The sequence below is a fragment of the Secundilactobacillus yichangensis genome (assembly GCF_016861565.1).
Classification (GTDB): domain Bacteria; phylum Bacillota; class Bacilli; order Lactobacillales; family Lactobacillaceae; genus Secundilactobacillus; species Secundilactobacillus yichangensis.
Genome location: NZ_BOLK01000005.1, coordinates 59142 through 76683, shown reverse-complemented (window position 1 = coordinate 76683; position 17542 = coordinate 59142). Strand labels below are relative to the sequence as shown.

General features: G+C 45.1%; 16 protein-coding genes and 1 riboswitch. Of the genes, 7 read left to right on the top strand and 9 right to left on the bottom strand.

Annotated features, from left to right (window positions below):
* The first annotated feature begins 190 nt into the window (after window positions 1–190).
* Complete coding sequence (locus JUE95_RS06035) at window positions 191–2905, top strand: MMPL family transporter (RefSeq protein ID WP_203649959.1); 2715 nt, start codon at window positions 191–193, stop codon at window positions 2903–2905.
* A 61-nt stretch (window positions 2906–2966) separates the two neighbouring features.
* Here JUE95_RS06035 and JUE95_RS06030 read toward each other — a convergent pair whose 3' ends face one another.
* On the bottom strand, window positions 2967–3404 hold the full coding sequence (locus JUE95_RS06030) for a MerR family transcriptional regulator (protein WP_203649957.1): 438 nt from the start codon (window positions 3402–3404) through the stop codon (window positions 2967–2969).
* Between the two features lie 234 nt (window positions 3405–3638).
* On the opposite strand from JUE95_RS06030, the gene JUE95_RS06025 reads away from it, so the two are divergent.
* Entirely contained in the window at window positions 3639–4127 is a 489-nt protein-coding gene (locus tag JUE95_RS06025; RefSeq protein ID WP_203649956.1) for a C40 family peptidase, read from the top strand.
* 79 nt (window positions 4128–4206) lie between these two features.
* Here JUE95_RS06025 and JUE95_RS06020 read toward each other — a convergent pair whose 3' ends face one another.
* Entirely contained in the window at window positions 4207–4632 is a 426-nt protein-coding gene (locus JUE95_RS06020; protein WP_203649955.1) for a GNAT family N-acetyltransferase, read from the bottom strand.
* Window positions 4633–4747: 115 nt separating this feature from the next.
* Here JUE95_RS06020 and JUE95_RS06015 point away from each other — a divergent pair, with 115 nt between their 5' ends.
* On the top strand, window positions 4748–5677 hold the full coding sequence (locus tag JUE95_RS06015; protein ID WP_203649954.1) for a VOC family protein: 930 nt from the start codon (window positions 4748–4750) through the stop codon (window positions 5675–5677).
* A gap of 108 nt (window positions 5678–5785) precedes the next feature.
* Here JUE95_RS06015 and JUE95_RS06010 read toward each other — a convergent pair whose 3' ends face one another.
* Entirely contained in the window at window positions 5786–6442 is a 657-nt protein-coding gene (locus JUE95_RS06010) for a histidine phosphatase family protein (protein ID WP_203649953.1), read from the bottom strand.
* A gap of 201 nt (window positions 6443–6643) precedes the next feature.
* Between JUE95_RS06010 and JUE95_RS06005 the strand changes: the two genes are divergently transcribed.
* On the top strand, window positions 6644–8779 hold the full coding sequence (locus JUE95_RS06005; protein WP_203650082.1) for an LTA synthase family protein: 2136 nt from the start codon (window positions 6644–6646) through the stop codon (window positions 8777–8779).
* A gap of 54 nt (window positions 8780–8833) precedes the next feature.
* On the opposite strand, the gene JUE95_RS06000 is transcribed toward JUE95_RS06005, so the two are convergent.
* Complete coding sequence (locus JUE95_RS06000) at window positions 8834–9835, bottom strand: NAD(P)/FAD-dependent oxidoreductase (RefSeq protein ID WP_308440891.1); 1002 nt, start codon at window positions 9833–9835, stop codon at window positions 8834–8836.
* A 12-nt stretch (window positions 9836–9847) separates the two neighbouring features.
* A complete protein-coding gene (locus tag JUE95_RS05995) occupies window positions 9848–10867 on the bottom strand; it encodes a PrsW family intramembrane metalloprotease (protein ID WP_203649951.1) in 1020 nt (339 codons plus the stop codon).
* 264 nt (window positions 10868–11131) lie between these two features.
* Here JUE95_RS05995 and JUE95_RS05990 point away from each other — a divergent pair, with 264 nt between their 5' ends.
* Entirely contained in the window at window positions 11132–12091 is a 960-nt protein-coding gene (locus JUE95_RS05990) for a nucleoside hydrolase (protein WP_203649950.1), read from the top strand.
* Window positions 12092–12162: 71 nt separating this feature from the next.
* Here the strand turns inward: JUE95_RS05990 and JUE95_RS05985 are convergent, their stop codons facing one another.
* From JUE95_RS05985 to pyrF, 4 genes are read right to left on the bottom strand one after another with little or no spacing between them, the layout of a single operon-like run.
* Window positions 12163–12963, bottom strand: a complete 801-nt coding sequence (locus JUE95_RS05985) for a Cof-type HAD-IIB family hydrolase (protein ID WP_203649948.1) — start codon at window positions 12961–12963, stop codon at window positions 12163–12165.
* Window positions 12964–13016: 53 nt separating this feature from the next.
* Window positions 13017–13823: a Cof-type HAD-IIB family hydrolase gene (locus JUE95_RS05980; RefSeq protein ID WP_203649946.1), complete on the bottom strand. Its 807-nt coding sequence runs from the start codon at window positions 13821–13823 to the stop codon at window positions 13017–13019.
* Between the two features lie 19 nt (window positions 13824–13842).
* On the bottom strand, window positions 13843–14487 hold the full coding sequence (gene pyrE, locus JUE95_RS05975; RefSeq protein ID WP_203649944.1) for an orotate phosphoribosyltransferase: 645 nt from the start codon (window positions 14485–14487) through the stop codon (window positions 13843–13845).
* Between the two features lie 2 nt (window positions 14488–14489).
* Entirely contained in the window at window positions 14490–15200 is a 711-nt protein-coding gene (pyrF, locus tag JUE95_RS05970; RefSeq protein WP_203649942.1) for an orotidine-5'-phosphate decarboxylase, read from the bottom strand.
* Window positions 15201–15470: 270 nt separating this feature from the next.
* On the opposite strand from pyrF, the gene JUE95_RS05965 reads away from it, so the two are divergent.
* Both JUE95_RS05965 and JUE95_RS05960 read left to right on the top strand, forming a co-directional pair.
* Complete coding sequence (locus JUE95_RS05965) at window positions 15471–16694, top strand: MFS transporter (protein WP_203649940.1); 1224 nt, start codon at window positions 15471–15473, stop codon at window positions 16692–16694.
* A 67-nt stretch (window positions 16695–16761) separates the two neighbouring features.
* Window positions 16762–16851, top strand: a riboswitch (TPP riboswitch).
* Window positions 16852–16957: 106 nt separating this feature from the next.
* Window positions 16958–17530, top strand: coding sequence for an ECF transporter S component (locus JUE95_RS05960; protein ID WP_373305669.1), 573 nt, complete (start codon window positions 16958–16960; stop codon window positions 17528–17530).
* Window positions 17531–17542 lie beyond the last annotated feature (12 nt).

Here is a 17542-nt window from a genome sequence, read left to right as displayed (position 1 = left end):
TAATTATAAGCAATCTTAAACCACAATCATAGTAATTTGAATTCAACTCAGTTAAAAGACATCCATTAGGCTGATAATGGTGAATTATTTCAATTTTAGGAATTGAAATACAAACACTTATCAGCTATGTTAATATAGTAGTTATATATATGCGCCTTCGATGGCGACATTCTAAGGGAGATATTATTCAATGAAAGAGCGGATACGTCAGTTACACAGTCAGCGAATCTTCTCATTGCTGTTTTGGCTCATTGCAATCTTTGTTGCAATCGTCATGATGCCTAACACCTCTGATATGATTCAATCAAAGGGTCAGCCCCAATTGGCTAACGATAGCCAGCCGATGGTGGCCCGAAGCATGCAAAACACCTGGGGAAGAAACATTTCTGGTACCTATCAATTAACAGCGGTTTTCAACAACCCCAACGGTAACCTGACAGCAACGCAGCAGTCCAACATTGATAAGACTGTGCAGCGCTTGTCTGAAAAGCAGAAAACGTACGGCATTCAGTCGATTCAAACCATGGTCACGAATCCGACTGCCAAGAGCCAATTTTTCTCAAAGGATGGTTCCACAGAAACTGTCCAGCTAGCCATCGCTCAAAATCAGGGCGATTCACGAGTCCTTGCCAAACAGTTAAGGTCACAGATTCGTACCGCTGGTGTCTCCACCTATCTGACGAGCCCTGAATTAGTCAACGATGCTGCCAACGAAAACATCAGTCATGTGACAACCTTTGCTGCTGTCCTTGGCTTCATATTAAGCCTGCTGATTATCGGTGTCATCTTTAAATCGCTGATTGCACCGTTAATATCAACCTTATCGATGCTGATGATGTACGTGGTCTCATTAGGACTGGTGAATAATTTAGCTAGTCATACCAGCTTCCCATATTCAGAGTATTTGCCATTATTAACACTGCTACTGACGCTCATTCTCGGAACGTTAGGCCACTATTATCTCTTTAACGCCTTTAAGCAAAACGTGGCTGATGGTCAAGATCCAGCAGATGCCACCACCCACAGTGTCCACTCGATTCGCAACTTCCTGCTGATTCTCGGCGGGACACTAACCATTATTTTCGCCAGTTTTTACGCCTTTAGTTTTTCGACCATCCGTGCAATGTCCGGTTTAGCAATCGTCACGATCGTTACCATCATCGGTCTTCACACGATTGCCCCAATCTTCATGCAGCTCTTGGGTGAACGCTTCTTTTGGCCAGCTGTTGATTTGCCAACGCGGCCACATCGCTTCTGGAACTGGATGGCACGTTTCGGCCTCTGGCAACCATTTGTTGCAATTATTGCCGTGCTTTATGTGGTTGGTCCCTTTGCGATTTTGTACCGGGATAACCTCAACTTTTCAGCAGCTAAAACGGTCGCGCCAACTAACGAGGCAGTGGCAGGTATGCGCGTGCTTAACGCTCACTTTGGCGAAGGCAAGGCCACACCAGTCACTGTTTACGTTAAAAGTAAAGACCGGGTCGATAACGAAAAGGCCCTGCTCCAAATCGATAATTTAACAACTAAATTAAAGTCGATGCCAGGCGTTGCTAGTGTAACCTCATTGACCCAGCCAAACGGTCAGCCAATGAATGAGTACTACGTGAACACTCAGTTAAGCCAAATGAACATGACCCTTAAAGGGGCCACTGATCAGCTGACTCAGTTGCAGTCCGACTTGAAAGGTAACCGATCAGATTTAAGTCAAGTTAAGTTAAGTGATTCTGCTGATAAACTTGATAGTTTAGTTTCAAAGACAAACCGTCTTGCCGATGACACCAGTACGGTTCGTTCACAAGTTTCACAAGTTGCCGGGCGAACCAGTGTTTCACAGAGTTCCTCAGCATCTAAACGGGTTAGAAACTATCAACGACTGCTTAGCTTAGTAAGCAGTCAGCTTCAGACTGTTGCAAGCAACATGCGGGTACTGAACGATGAAGCCACTGCCGCTGGTAACGACGGCCAAACTGTTCAAAGTACCGTTTCAGACTACGCTTCCCAAGTTTCCTCTGTTCAGAGCAGCTTAAAGAAGACCACTAATAGCATGAACGGCCTGATCAAGTCATACAACAATATTTATAGTTATCTATCAGCTCTGCAGGCTTCAGACGCTGCCAAGGTTTATTACATTACACCCGAACAGCTGACCGGCATGCAGTTCCAGCAGTCTTTGGTAAACAACACCAGCCAGGACTATAAAACAACCCAGCTGCAAGTTTATCTCAAGAGTTCAGCTTCGAGTCATAATAACGCTGCTACCATCAAACAGTTACAGTCCGAAGTTAAAACTCAGCTTCAAGGCACGGCATTAGGCAGTGCCAAGGTTGCTTATACTGGACAGCCCATCGTTCAAAATACGGTTGAACATTCCGTTAGAGCAAACGCTGGGTGGTTAATGTTAACCGTTGGTGTGATCACCTTCCTGATTATTGCCCTTCTAAGCGGATCCGTCTTACAGCCGATTTACTGGTTAGCTAGTCTGGTGCTAGCAGTTATGGGTGGTGTGCAATTGGCACAGCTCACTAGCCACTTTATGTCTGGCGACCCAAGCTTCAATTGGCAGGTGCCGCTGATTGCATTTGTGCCGCTATTAGTTATCAGTGCAAGTTTACTGATTCAACTTGCGATTAGCTACCGTTTCAAAGATGTCAGCCTCACAGACTGGTTATTGCCTGGTGTTAGCTCAATTGGCCACCTGCTACGTTACCAAGTCTTTACAACGGTTGTGATCTGCTTGGTTCTGTTCAGTGTCAACTTCGCACCACTGACACAAGCCGGCTTGATCATCTTGTTTGCAACGGCCATCTTCGATATTATCTTGCCAATCATCGTGACATCAGTTGGTAAACTGACAGTGACCCTGCCTTCAATGCAACCGCACTTAAAACGTCACGCAAAATAGTTTCAAACACTAAATAAAGGAACGCCCTAAGCAGTTGCGACTGCTTAAGGCGTTCCTTTATTTAGTGTTCATTAACTGGGCGAACCTCATAGCTGGCTTCACCATTTTCAAATAAGCCATAAAGTCGCTTCGTCTTAGCCTTATCAAAGTAACCTAGGTTCAAAAACATCTTGCCATCGATTACTTCAACACCATCAAACGCAACTTGGAAAAACTTTCTCGACAGCGAAATTTCTTCTTCAATACTGCGCATCTTTTCAACGGCCGCGGGCAAGCGATATCCCTCATCCTGCAGCTTCTTAATAATGCTAACTTGAATAAAGGTATGGAAGTCGTAGACGCGCGCCTTATTTTGATCATCACGAGTAATAGCTGAAATATAATCACGCTGCTCCCAGTAACGAAGCTGACGGGAGGATACGCCAGTCATCCGGCTTAACTCACCAATTCGAAATACAAATTTATCGAAATTTACTAAATTAGGAATTCGATATTTCATTTCATAACCGCCTCTCAAAGTTTGCAACTTTATTATTCCACATTCTGCCGTAATGAGCAAAATTAGCTGCTTAAATCCCTTGAATAAGGGTAAATGACATTATTGTTACGTAAGTTACAGTTCAAACGAGATTGTTTAACGTCATTGACACTGCTTTGTTACACGATTGAAATAATTAACTCGTACACTAATCATTGTACATAAAAGACGGAATAGTTAGGGGTTTCTAGTTCAATGAAGAATTTATTAAAAAAGAGTATTATCGCCGTAGCGGCATTCTTTAGTTTAGCAGTTGCCGGTGCACAAACAACCACTGCACAAGCTGCAAGCACGGACGTATCTTACAGTACCGTTTATAAGACAGCAAAGCAAAATTTAGGTAAGCCATATGTTTGGGGTGCCACTGGTCCTTACGCATTTGATTGCTCAGGCTTTACCGGTTACGTTTACAGAAAAGCAGCTAAGATTACCATTCCACGGACAGCACAAGCGCAATACAATGCTTACAAGCACGTCAGCGGTGCTAACGTCCAAAAAGGTGACTTGGTCTTCTTCGGTTACGGCACTGGCAGCATCAGCCACGTTGGCTTATACGTTGGTAACGGCAAGATGATCGATGCTCAAAACCGCGGTGTGGTCAAAGAACGGGTTCATGCACCATGGTGGCACGTTGTTGGTTACGCACACGTTACAGATTTCAGTACTAATGCATCACAAAATTAAAACACACATATAGCAAAAGCCTGACTGCCAGTTCAACTGGTAGCCGGGCTTTTTTAGTTACTACAAAATTAAAGGTCAATTATGACAATTGTTTAACCATTTTTATGTGTTTAATGCCCACTTCTTCAAATGGCTTGCCTACCTGTTTAAAGCCCAGTTGCTGATACAAGCCAATGGCTGTGGCTTGAGCATTCAGCTCCAGACTTGTTCCCGGAGCTATTTCATCAATGACACGCTGCAACAGCATCATGGCATACCCATGATGCCGGAACGCCTTTAAAGTCGCTACCCGCTGAATATGGGCAATCTGATCCTCAAACCGGATTCTGGCAGTGACAACCGGCTGATTGTTTACATAGCCGACGTAATGCGTCACTTGATCATCCAAGCCATCGAACTCTAACTGAGCCGAGATTCCCTGTTCTTTCACAAACACTGCTTGGCGAATGCTGACCGCATCCGAATAGACTTGACTTTCGGTACTTGCCGCTGACTCAATTTTCATGTTTCACACTCCTCATAAGTTATATTATACCCTATTTATAACAAGCGAAATGCACGAGTTTTTAGTGTCCCTATGCTATACTTGGTGCAATTAATTACGAAGGCAGGCGACAGTCGTGCAAACTCATCACATTTCACTTTTGACAAAAAACGCTAAACAAAATATTCACTTTTACACCCGTGTTTTAGGTTTACGGCTGGTCAAAAATTCTGTGAACCAGGAAAACATCCACATTCGTCACTTATTCTACGGTGACTACTTAGGGACTCCCGGTTCGGTCATTACCTTCTTCGTTCTACCGCTCTTGGGGCACCGAACGGACGGTAATCATTTTATCAACGGCATCCGCTTAGCAATACCAGATGGCAGTAAAGCCTTTTGGCAGGAACGGCTATCCAACTCAGGAATTACGGTAACTGAAACTGGCGATGGCTTGTTATTCGACGATCCAGATCAGATTCCCATCACCATGGTTGAAACTGAACAACAGCTCACTGAATGGCAGATTGTACCCAATAACGGCATCGAACCGCAGTTCCAGATTAGCCGCCTATTAGGTACAGAATTGCACGTCCCAGATGTCAGTGCGTCACAGGTTTTCTTCGAGAAATTATTACATTTAACCGTCACCGATAGCGTCGTGAAGTTAGAAGGTGCTGAGCAAATCAAGCTCGTCCCCACTACTGATTTTAGCGAGATTACCCGCTTTGGCCGCGGTTCAATCGACCACGTTGCATTACGGGTAGCAGACGAAGCTGAACTATTAAACTATTATCATCTGGCTGAAGAACAGGGCTGGAATATTGAAATGTACCGTGATCGCGGCTGGTTTAAGAGCCTCTACATCCGTGAACCAGGCGATAACCGTATTGAACTCGCGACCCCTACCCCAGGATTCAGTCTGGATGAACCGATACTCACCCTGGGCAATAGTTTAGGTTTGCCCCCAAAATTTGAATCGTTACGGCCAACCATTATGGATTACTACGCTAAACAGGGCGTCGATTTCAGTGATGATGGTGATCTTAGTTGGCAGGATAATTAAACTGCTTTATTGGAGGCTGTACGAAGGGCGTCTCACCAGAGTTCCTAAATTTACGGAATTCCGGCAGGACGCCCTTATATTTTGCACTTTTACCGTTTAATCTATTACCTACTTGTTATAACTCTCCACTACCACATCGTTATCCGTCAGCATGAGGTTAGTCAGGCTGCCATTAGCTGGACGCACGGTCAGATCATACTTACCGCCACCATAACGTTCCATTAGGCTTAACAAGGTGTTCCCATGGCTGATCAGCAAAACATTATCGCCGTCTTTCAAGTCCGGATTACGACGAATCAAATCAAAGCCTTGATCTACCCGTACCCAGTACTCCGCATTATTTTCAGCTTGATGGAAAGGATCAGCTTCCTTCAAGTAATCCTTAGCTTTGCCAATCGAATACTTGGTCACAATATCCTTAAAAGTTGGCAGTCCATGGGGTGCTCCGGCTAAATACCATGCTTGGGCCATATCATTGCCCTCGTAATAACCGTAAAACTCTTCCCGGAAAAACATGGCAGTTTGCGGTTCCTTAACTTCTGATGCCTGATTTTCCTTTAAAATGAGTTTGGCAGTATCCATTGCCCGGGTGGTATCACTGCAATAAGCAGCCTCGAAGTGGACGTTGGCTAATCGCTTACCAGTTGCAACCGCGCCATCGATTCCTTTTTGAGTCAGCGGTGAATTACTCCAGCCCTGCAATTTATTATAAATATTAAAGTAAGTTTGCCCATGACGGACAACGTATAAATTGAGTTTAGTCATTAATTGGCACCTCATTTCTTTAGTTAATTCAAGTATATCACCATCCGTAAGGAACTAAAGCGCCAAAGCGGATGCCCCATTCAATGGTAGTCACTTCTTACATTTTGATAAATTTTGCTCGTAATTCGGCACAACGCTTGAAAGTCTGCTAAACTAATGGACATTAATACGTCGTTAAAAGGAGTCATTATTTTGCAGTTCATAAAGCGCTTATGGCAAAAAACGGACACGCGGCTTGGTTTTGCGACCTTGTTACTCGTTTGTTTTTGGTTAAAAACACTGCTGGCATACTTCGTTGATTTTCACGTCCCGCTCAACGATCCGCTGCAAGTTATTTTATACATTCTAAATCCAATTCCTACCGCAATCATATTCTACAGTCTGGCACTTTACATCAAGCGCACCCGGCTGTTCTATACGTCAATCATTGTGCTGGATATTTTAAATACCGTTTTACTTTACTTAAACGTTATTTACTACCGTGAGTTTACCGACTTCATGACCGTGGCCACCATGCTGGGTTACAACAAAGTCAATCAGGGACTCAGTGGCAGTTCCGCTGCCCTCACCAGCATTCACGATATTTTCTTCTGGCTGGACTTAGTCATTATCGTTGGCCTGTTACTCACTAGAAGAATAAAGACTGACGATCACAAATTGAACTGGCGGGCAGGCTTTGCCGTTACTTCAATTGGTTTTTTAGTCTTCGGCTTTAACATGGCCATTAGTGAAATGAACCGGCCTCAATTACTGACCAAAACCTTTGACCGCTCTTACGTGGTCAAATATCTGGGCCTTGATTCATTCACCATCTATGATGGCCTCAAAACTCAGCATAACAGTGATGTGCGGGCAACAGCGAAAAAATCTCAACTCACTGACGTCTTGAAGTTTGTCCATAAACACTATGCCAAACCCAACTCAGCTTACTATGGCAAAGCGAAGGGTAAAAACGTCATCGTACTGCATTTAGAAAGCTTCCAGCAGTTTATGATCGATAAAAAAATCGATGGCAGAGAAGTCACGCCATTCTTAAACAAGCTTTATCACAGCCAATCGACTTATTCTTTTGATAATTTCTATCACCAGGTCGGTCAGGGGAAAACTAGTGATGCTGAAAACATGCTGGAAACGAGTACTTATGGCTTACCTCAGGGTTCACTATTCGCTCAGCTTGGCAGCGACAACACCTTCCAAGGCGCTCCATCGATTCTGAAACAAAAGGCCGGTTATACCAGTGCCGTGTTCCACGGCAACGTGGCTAGTTTCTGGAACCGGAATAACACGTATAAAAATCTCGGCTATCAATACTTCTTCGACGCTAGCTACTACGACACATCTGGTGATAAATCGCTTGGATTTGGTTTAAAGGATAAACTGCTGTTTAACGATTCAGTGAAGTATCTGCAGCGCCTCCAGCAGCCATTTTACGTTAAATATCTAACGGTCACCAACCACTTCCCGTTCTCGCTGGATAAGGAAGATCAAGATGACGGCTTTAAGGCACCAAATACTGGTGATAAAACCGTTGATAACTACTTTAAGACGGCCCACTATTTGGATGAATCCATTAAAGAATTTTACAGCTACTTGCACAAAACCGGTTTGGATAAAAAGAGTATCATCGTTTTGTATGGTGACCACTACGGTATTTCTAACTCTGAAAATACTAGTCTTGCGAAGGTTCTGGGCAAGAATCCAAGTACTTGGAATGACTTTGACAACGCACAGCTGCAACGGGTGCCGTTAATGTTCAACATGCCCGGCACTAAGGGCGGCTACATTGATCATACCTATGGCGGAGAAATTGACGTTCTGCCAACGTTGCTGCATCTGCTGGGAATCAGCACCAAGCAGTACATCCAGTTTGGAACTGATCTCTTCTCCAAGCAGCACGATACGGTGGTTGCATTCCGAAATGAGGACTGGGTCAGCGATAAGTATACCTGTCTATCCGGCGTGGTTTATGATAACAAGACCGGTCAGGAACTGCATCCAAATAAGAAGTTACAGGCCAAAATCGATCAAATGCAGGCCAAAGTCAAACTGGAACTTAGCTTGTCGGATTCCCTCAACCAAAAGAATTTACTGCGCTTCTACCATCCCAAGGGACTAAAAGCCGTTGATCCCCGGAAATACAATTACGCCGATGGTTTAAGCAAGGAAATCAACATTGAACGCCGTTTGAAGGGCAAGTCAACCAGTCTCTACAGTGAAAATGGCAATAAATCAACTCAGTCTGATTTCAAAACGGACGCGCCAGAAGTACACCACAAATCAACGGATACTAACCGAATCAAGATTACTAACCCGGACGATACGAGTGGCGATAAGTAAATAAAAAGGTGATGGACAGTCAAAAAAACGGCTGTTCATCACCTTTCTTGTTACTTATTTCTGTTTGATAATCGATGAAGAATGCATCGGCCCGCGACGATCCGGATACAGGGATGCCATAATTGCGTTCACCGCAATCGGTGCCTCACCATAGGCAGTAGCAATAAGCGCCTGCTTACCAGGATAAGTCACCCCGTCACCGATAGCATAAATGCCCGGTACACTGGTTGCCATTTGCGTGTCAACTTTAAACAGCCGGTGATCAGTTGCCAAATCAATGTTCCAACCGTCCACCGTTTTATGATCAGAAGTAAACCCATAGCTGACGATCACGTCGTCAACTTCAATGGTCTCCGTCTCATCATCTGTGCGCATTTTCTTGATGGTGACCAACATGCCATCATCGGTCTTTTCAATGGCGCTGATCATATAAGGCGTCTGAATATCGATAGTTGAAGCTTTCACCTGAGCGACAGTATGCTCCAGTGCCCTGAATTCATTTCGCCGGTGAACCAAATGCACCGACTTAGCAACGGGTTCTAACATGAGTGCTTCATCTAAAGCAGAGTCGCCCCCGCCCGCGATGAGAACACGGTGCCCTTTAAAATGATTTAAGTCGGTAATTGCGTAAAACAGGCTCTTACCTTCAAACTCTTTCACATTATCAATGGCTAAAGGTCGTGGTGAAAAAGAACCATTTCCCACGGCAATCAGCACCGTTTTCGAATGAGTTGTTTCACGTGGCGTCGTCACCGTAAAACCATCCGCCGTCTGTTCAATGTTCGTGACGGTCTGGTCCGTTTTAACGTCGATTGGGAACTGCTTAAACTGTTCCAATTGCTGATCGATCAAGTGCTGTGCTTGAATGTTAGGAATCCCCGCTACATCCAAAATCCGCTTCTCGGGATATAAAGCACTGACTTGGCCGCCCAAAACGGGCAGACTTTCGATCAACTGCGCGGACGCTTCCCTTAAGCCGGCATAAAAGCCCGCAAAAATTCCCGCAGGGCCACCGCCAATAATGGTTAAATCGTATTGTTTATCCAACTTTGACACCTCTCCAAACGTTTAATTAATAATGTGCTGTCCCTGCAATGTTCGAACTTCACGCAAGCCAGCATTGATCAGAACAAAAATTGCAATCCAGCCGGCAACGATGATCAGCCACTTCTGAATATCAAAGTCCGATAGAAATGGGGTTGGTGCCTGCCAGTCCCAGGCCGCATGAAGTAATACCGCCAATACGTAGAACCGCAGGAACCTTGGCCGGACCATGGTTTTGCCTTTGACGGGTTTATGACGTCCCTTTGCTAAAATGATGGCCGCACCAATAATCGCTGACCAAATCGTATGGGTGCCAATGGCCTGCCAACTACGGACAAACAACGTGACTAATCCAAACTCACCGGTATAGCCGGAAGTCTCAAAAACCGCGAAGCCCGCACCAACACAAGCACCAATCAGCATACCATTAAAAATGTAATTTACCCTGAAACTATTGATGAAATAGCCGATAATCAGCAATTTACCGGTTTCTTCAATAAAACCGATGGCTAACGCCGAGCCTAGATCCACGCCGTTTCCAGAAGGAATGATTTGGTACAGTACCATGGTGGCAATTAACGACGCAATGCCGCCAATAAGGAACACCTCGGTAGCTTGAAAAACGGAAATATTTTTATAAACATTAATTTCAAAAAACATAATGGCTAATGAAAACGGCACGGCTAACGAACCGATAAAAACCATCCCAGGAACTGCTTTATCACTATGAAAGGCCAGAAATAATAATGTGAGTAAACCAAAGCTCAAGCCTAATAATGCTAACACCCGGGAGAAAACCCACGGCTTCACGGGTGCCGATGACACCTCAGACAAACTTGGTGTGGTCGTCTTGGTCCCAACAATAAAGAGCGCATCCGCATCATCTTTATTATGGCGCTTGAAAACTTCGGAAAACATCCGAAACAGATGAATCTCAACGGCAGTATCGTCACCAGTCCACTCGTTGAGCTCTTTGGTAGCGTCGTCTAGGAGGTTTTCTCTGCGCTTCTTTTTTAATTGTTCCCCTGATAAATTCTGAGTCATCGCGACCTCCAAATCCATAATTCTTTGATGGTGCTGAACAAAAATATTGTACCACATGTCACTCGCAGCCAGTAGTCAGACGTCACTAGAGCCAGTTTTTGACAGTGCCATTAAAACCTCACCAGAACGGTAATCATCAACCAGAACTATTCGTAAATTTCTTGTATTTCAATGACTCATCACTTATCATTAAAGGGTATAGTGCAGCGCTTTCAACAATATCAAAGAATGACCTGGTATAAGTCACTCGATGGAGGTTTTCTGATGGCTACAAAAAAAATGATTTTGGATCTGGATACTGGTATCGACGATTCACTGGCAATCGCCTACGCTTTAGCAGCTCCAGATGTTGATTTAATTGGTATCATTGGCTCTTATGGTAACGTCTACGTTAAAGAAGGCGGGATCAACTCACTGAAGATTTTGGAATTACTCGGTGCCCCTGACGTCCCCGTTTATCTTGGTGAAAGTCACTCCCTTACAAGTGACCACTTCGACCGGATGCAGGTCAGTGCTCGGATTCACGGTGAAAATGGGATTGGTCAAGTTGAACTGCCAGACCCTAAGCGTCAATTAGAGACTGCTTCAGGCGTTGACTTTTTAATCGATTCCGTTAAAAAGTACGGTAAAGACCTGACCTTAGTGCCAACCGGCCCAATGACCAACTTGGCTAAAGCACTTGAAAAAGCACCTGAAATTGCCACTGAAATCGGTAACGTTACCTTTATGGGCGGTGCTTTGACAGTGGAAGGCAACGTTAACGCCTACGCCGAAGCAAACATCAACCAAGATGCTGAAGCTGCTAACGCCGTCTTCACCAGCCCAATGCAATTAACTATGGTTGGCCTGGACGTTACGCTGCGGACATTGCTAACTCGTAAAGAAACGTCACAATGGCGTGAACTGAATACCAAAGCCGGTACCGCCTTCGCGGATATCGTTGACTACTATATTGAAGCCTACGAAGAAACCAACCCGCAAGTCCCTGGCTGTGCATTGCATGACCCATTGGCCGTTGGTGTTGCCCTAGACCCTAGCTTTATTACCACATTGGGCTTGAACATGTTTGTTTCTACCGATAAGGAAACTTACGGCCGGACAATCGGTGACCAAGCTCGCCTAGATCAACCGAAAACTAACGTTAACGTTGGTATTAACGTTGATGCTGACCGTTATTTAGCAACCTTCATGAAGTACTTAACGGGATTATTCGCTAAGAATTAAACCTATTGAATAGCTAAAAAGAGGCACCTTGATTTTCCGTCGAGAAAATCAAGTGCCTCTTTGTTATACCACTAGCTTAATTTAAAATACTTATCTACAAACTCTGCCACACCGTCTTCTTCATTAGTTCCAGTATGGTACTTAGTAATCGCCGTAATTTCGGGAATGGCATTAGCCATGGCAACCCCAACTGAAGCAGCCTTTAACATGCCCTCATCGTTTTCAGCATCACCAAAGGCCATCAGGTTGCTTTCATCCCAGCCAAAGTGCTGCAATAGTGCATGCAGGCCAACCGACTTATCAGTTGTAGGACTTAAGAACTCCAAAATATGCGGTTGTGACCGCGCAATATGGTACTGCCCGTGAAGCTCAGGCGTTAATGCCGCAACCATTTTATCCAGAATTTCTGGTTTCTGAGCAGCAACCACTTTCGCATACAAATGATCAGGCAGCTCAGCGAATGTCATGGGTTCGAACTTAATGCCACCGCCAAGCTTATAAATTGATTTTACCAAATCCGTCACTGGATAAACCTGATCAAAATCCAAGATATCCATTGGATAGCGCTGAGCTTTACAAAAGTCGTGCAGCGGTACTAAATCAGTTTTGCTCAACCCCTGCTTGGCTAATGAGTCACGACTCGTATTGTTGATCACTAATGCACCATTAAAGGTAATTGTATAATCGTCAGCGTTCGTCAAACCCAACTGTTCAAGATAGTGCCAAATCGCGTTAATTGGCCGCCCCGTACACAAGACGACCTTGACGCCAGTCGCAGCTAATTTCTTCAGAGTCTGTTCGTTCACCCGACTGATCTTTTTATCATTCGTCAGTAAAGTATTATCCAAATCCAGGGCTACTAATTTAATCATTTTATCCACCTCGTCAATTTCTTCACAGTAGTTTTAGTATAACTCATATCAAACTATTTGAGGAAATCTTCAATCACCGCAAGAACACCGTTATCATTATTAGTCAACGGCGTAATGAGACTGACTTGCTGTCGAACTGATTCCGGGGCATTTTTCATGACGTAACCGTACTTGGCCTTTTGCAGCATTTCCATATCGTTACCGCTATCACCAAAGGCCAACGTTTCATCGCGGCTGACCTGCCAGCGTTCCTGAAGCTTCGCCAGGCCATACGCTTTATTAACATGAGGCAAAATCACATCAATACCGCCAAATCCGCTGGAGGTTGCCCGTAATTTTCCCGCAAAAGCGGTATTAACCAGCGCTTCCTGTTTAGAAACATCGAAGGATGGCCACGTAATGTCAACCTTGTAAATGACATCAGTGACTTCGGCCAGATCCATGACGTGTGTTAAATTGCCATAAAAGTAACTGGATTTCTTAAACCGTTTAGCCGTCGGCAGGATTTCAGTCCAGGCAGCCTTACGGCCAGAAAGCAAAATCCACGCGTTTTTAAACAGCGGCTGAGATCTCATCCACTGTACGAACTCGTTTAGCACTGGTTGGGGAATCACATCTTCACTGATTGTCTGCTCGTTTAATACGATATGGGCACCATCCTCAGCCAAGTAAGTGATTTCGCCAGTTAATCCTGTAAAATATTGTGGTAAATGCGGGTATTGATTACCGCTTGCCACGACAAAATGAACACCCTGTTCCTGCATTTTGGTTAATAATCGCTGGAACCAGGCATGGTCAAAATCATTATGATCGCTTAAAAAAGTACCATCCATGTCCGTGGCAATTAACTTGATGGACATACCGAATCATCTCCGTAGCTTATTTAGTTTGTGCCGGCAGCCAATGCCACGGATCCTTTCGCCACTGCTGCAATGAACTCAGCTCTTCTTGATCAATGTCATGGTTTTCGTTAGCCAACTGAACCAGCGTACTGTAATTTGTCAATGTATGCAAGGACAGCTCTGCTTTAGCGAAGTTCTCAGCGCTGTCTGGCAGTTCATACGAGAAGATTCCCAGAACACCTAATACCGTTGCACCAGAACGCTGAACGGCTTTAGCAGCGCCCAGCACACTGCCGCCAGTTGAAATAAGATCATCAATCAAAACCACTTTATCAGTAGCTAGAATTTGGCCCTCAATTTGCTGGCCGGTCCCATGATCCTTTGGCTTTGAGCGCACGTAACTCATTGGCAGTTCGAGCTTATCGGCAACGATGGCGGCGTGGGGAATACCAGCCGTAGCAACACCGGCAATCACCGTTGCTTCGGGAAAGTTCGTTTTGATGTAAGCTGCAAGCCCATCCGCAATGTGTGTTCGAACAGTTGGAAATGCAATCGTTCGACGATTGTCAGTGTAAATTGGTGCCTGAATACCGCTGGCCCAAGTGAAGGGTTCCTTAGGCGATAAGGTTACAGCATTGATTTCAAGAAGGTCATTTGCAATTTGACGCGCAATTTCTGTCATGATTATAACTCCCATTCTTTAGCAATTTTCTGATAAGCGGCTACCGGGTCTTTTGCTTTGGTGATTGAACGGCCGACTACCAGACCGTCGCTGCCTAGTTCAGCCGCCTGCGCAGGTGTAACCACCCGTTTTTGATCGTCGGCGCTATCGGTAGCCAGTCGAATCCCAGGATTAATACACAGGAACTCATCACTAGTAGAACGGTGGATCATCGGGTCTTCGAGCGCCGAGGAAATGACTCCGTCCGCCCCGCTAGCTTCCGCCAGTTGAGCATAATGCCGGACCGATTCCGTCAAACTGGCATTGACCAGCTGTTCGGTACGCATCTGTTCTTCAGACGTTGAGGTCAACTGAGTAATCGCCAGCAGTTTAGCCGGCTTCACACCAGCTTTTTGGCTACCACGTAGCAGACCCTGTTTTGCCCTGCTGATCATCTCCGCCCCGCCAGCCGCATGCACTGTAACCATGGAAACTTCCTGCTGTCCCAGCTGATACATTGCCTGTTCAACGGTGTTTGGAATGTCGTACAGCTTCAAATCAAGAAAAACTTGGATACCGCGTTTACGTAGTTCCAATAAGATTTTGGGTCCTTCAAAATAAAAGAGTTCCATCCCCACCTTCACAAATAACTGGTCTTGGTGATCAAACCGATCGAGAAAATTGAATACCTGCTCACGATCTTCAAAGTCTAACGCAATAATGATGGGTCGCATGTGAATCTCCTTTCTGCACAAAAAAGCCGTTTAGCTCGAGCGCTAAACGGTTCACTGATGCCACTAAAAGTGTGGACTTCTGCCGTAAACTTGTTAGTCTCTCTGGGCTAAGTTAAAGATATCTTGCATTGAGTTTACATCAGTCCGCTAGCCATCGTCAAGAAGTACTTGTAATCGTCAATAAATTATGTCACAATACCAGCGACGGTGAGAACCATAACCGCAAAAATAACAAGTGCCAGTGAGCACTTATTTTGGAGGAAACTGAATATGGAAACAACTGTACGACACCACGCACTAAGCAAGAACCAAAAGTGGACGATTGCTTCTACCTCGGCAGGATTCGCGCTGGAAAACATGGACGTTTTATTTCTCTCCTTCGCGCTTTCTTCCATCATCGCTGATTTAAACATCAACGGTGCTCAGGCAGGGCTGATTTCTTCAATCACTAATTTGGGTATGCTAGTGGGTGGTATTTTATTTGGGGTCATTGCTGACCGCTTTGGTCGGGTACGAACCTTCTCGCACACGGTCTTTATTTTTGCTTTTGCCACTGCAGCCATGTACTTCGCTAATAGTATTACTTTGATATACCTCTGCCGCTTTATTGCCGGGATTGGTGCCGGTGGTGAATATGGTGTGGGGATTACGCTAATTGCCGAAAACTTTAACCACCACAAGATCGGTAAAATGACTTCCATCGCCGCAATCGGCGGTCAACTAGGTGCTATTCTGGCCGCTATCTCAGCCGCTTTCATCATCCCGGCACTTGGCTGGCGAGCGCTGTTCTTATTCGGTTTGATTCCGGTTGGCTTAACTTACTTTATTCGTCGGCACTTACACGAAAGCAACGAGTTTTTAGCCGCCAAGAAAGCTGAAACCGATCCTAGTAAACGGGTTCGCGTCAGCGCGCTGTTTAAAACCCCGAAGCTGGCTTACCAAACCATTGCGCTAAGCGTCATGGTCATTGTTCAAATTGCCGGCTACTTTGGCCTCATGAACTGGCTGCCTTCAATCATGCAGCAAAAACTGCACCTGAGTGTTTCTGGCTCTTCCATCTGGATGATTGCAACCATCGTCGGCATGAGCATCGGCATGATGACCTTTGGCAGCATTCTCGATTACTTCGGGCCGCGGCTGGCTTTCGGTATTTTCCTGGTTTGCTCTGCCCTAGCAGTGTTCAGTATCACTTTAGCCGTTAATGAGGTCACCCTGTTAATTGCCGGTGCTGTACTGGGTTTCTTCTCCAACGGCATGTTTGGCGGTTATGGTGCTGTTATTTCCCGCCTGTATCCAACCGAAATCCGCTCAACTGCCAACAACGTCATCGTTAACATCGGCCGGGCAATCGGCGGCTTCTCCAGTGTGGTTATTGGCTTTTTGATGGACCACTACAGTTTGATCGTGGTCATGGGATTCCTGTCCGTACTTTACATCATCAGTCTTTGCACCATGCTGACCATTCCCAATTTAAAGAAACTAGGCCGGGCTTAAAGCCAACTTGCTCATGGTTCACTCGCTTGCAAATGCAGGCTATACCGTGTAAACTACACAATGAACTAAACGTTATCTGGGGTGCCTTTTGGCTGAGATACACCCATTGAACCTGATCTGGTTAATACCAGCGAAGGGAGCATAATGCACTCATATTTTGATATTAAAAAAGCCAAAAGGACGAGTCAAAGATAGCCGTTTATCTTTGACTCGTTTTTTGCACAGAAAATGTTTAGTAATAAGTGAGATGGAGGTTTTACATGATGAAATATTCAAATGCGTGGCATTTACGCGACATTATTCTGTTAACTTTGATTGCTATTTTCTTTGGGGTCATCTACTGGGTCGTTGGTCCTGTCTATAATATTTTAACCGTTGCCCTCACTCCAGTTGGCTTAGGGCCCGCTGCTAATGATATTCTGATGGGTGTCTGGGTCATGGCTGGTCCGTTAGCCGGTTACCTGTTTAAGAAAATCGGATCGGCTACCCTCGGTGAATTCTTAGGGGCAGTTGTTGAAATGTTTCTTGGTGGTCAATGGGGTGCCAGCACCATGATTTCGGGAGTTGTTCAAGGTATCGCTTCGGAACTGGGCTTTGCTTTCACCGGCTACAAACGCTACGACTGGTTCAGTCTGAACCTAAGTGTGCTCACCACGACCATCGTTACCTTTGGCTGGGACATGATTCGTAACGGCTACGCTCAGTATCACGTTGGCTTACTCATTGCATTATTTGTCATTCGTTTAGTTTCTACTTGGATCTTCGCTGGTGTATTAGTCAAAGCAATCGTCAAATTACTTGACCGGACACACTTAATGGAAACCCGTACTCGCTAGAATAGAGGTAAC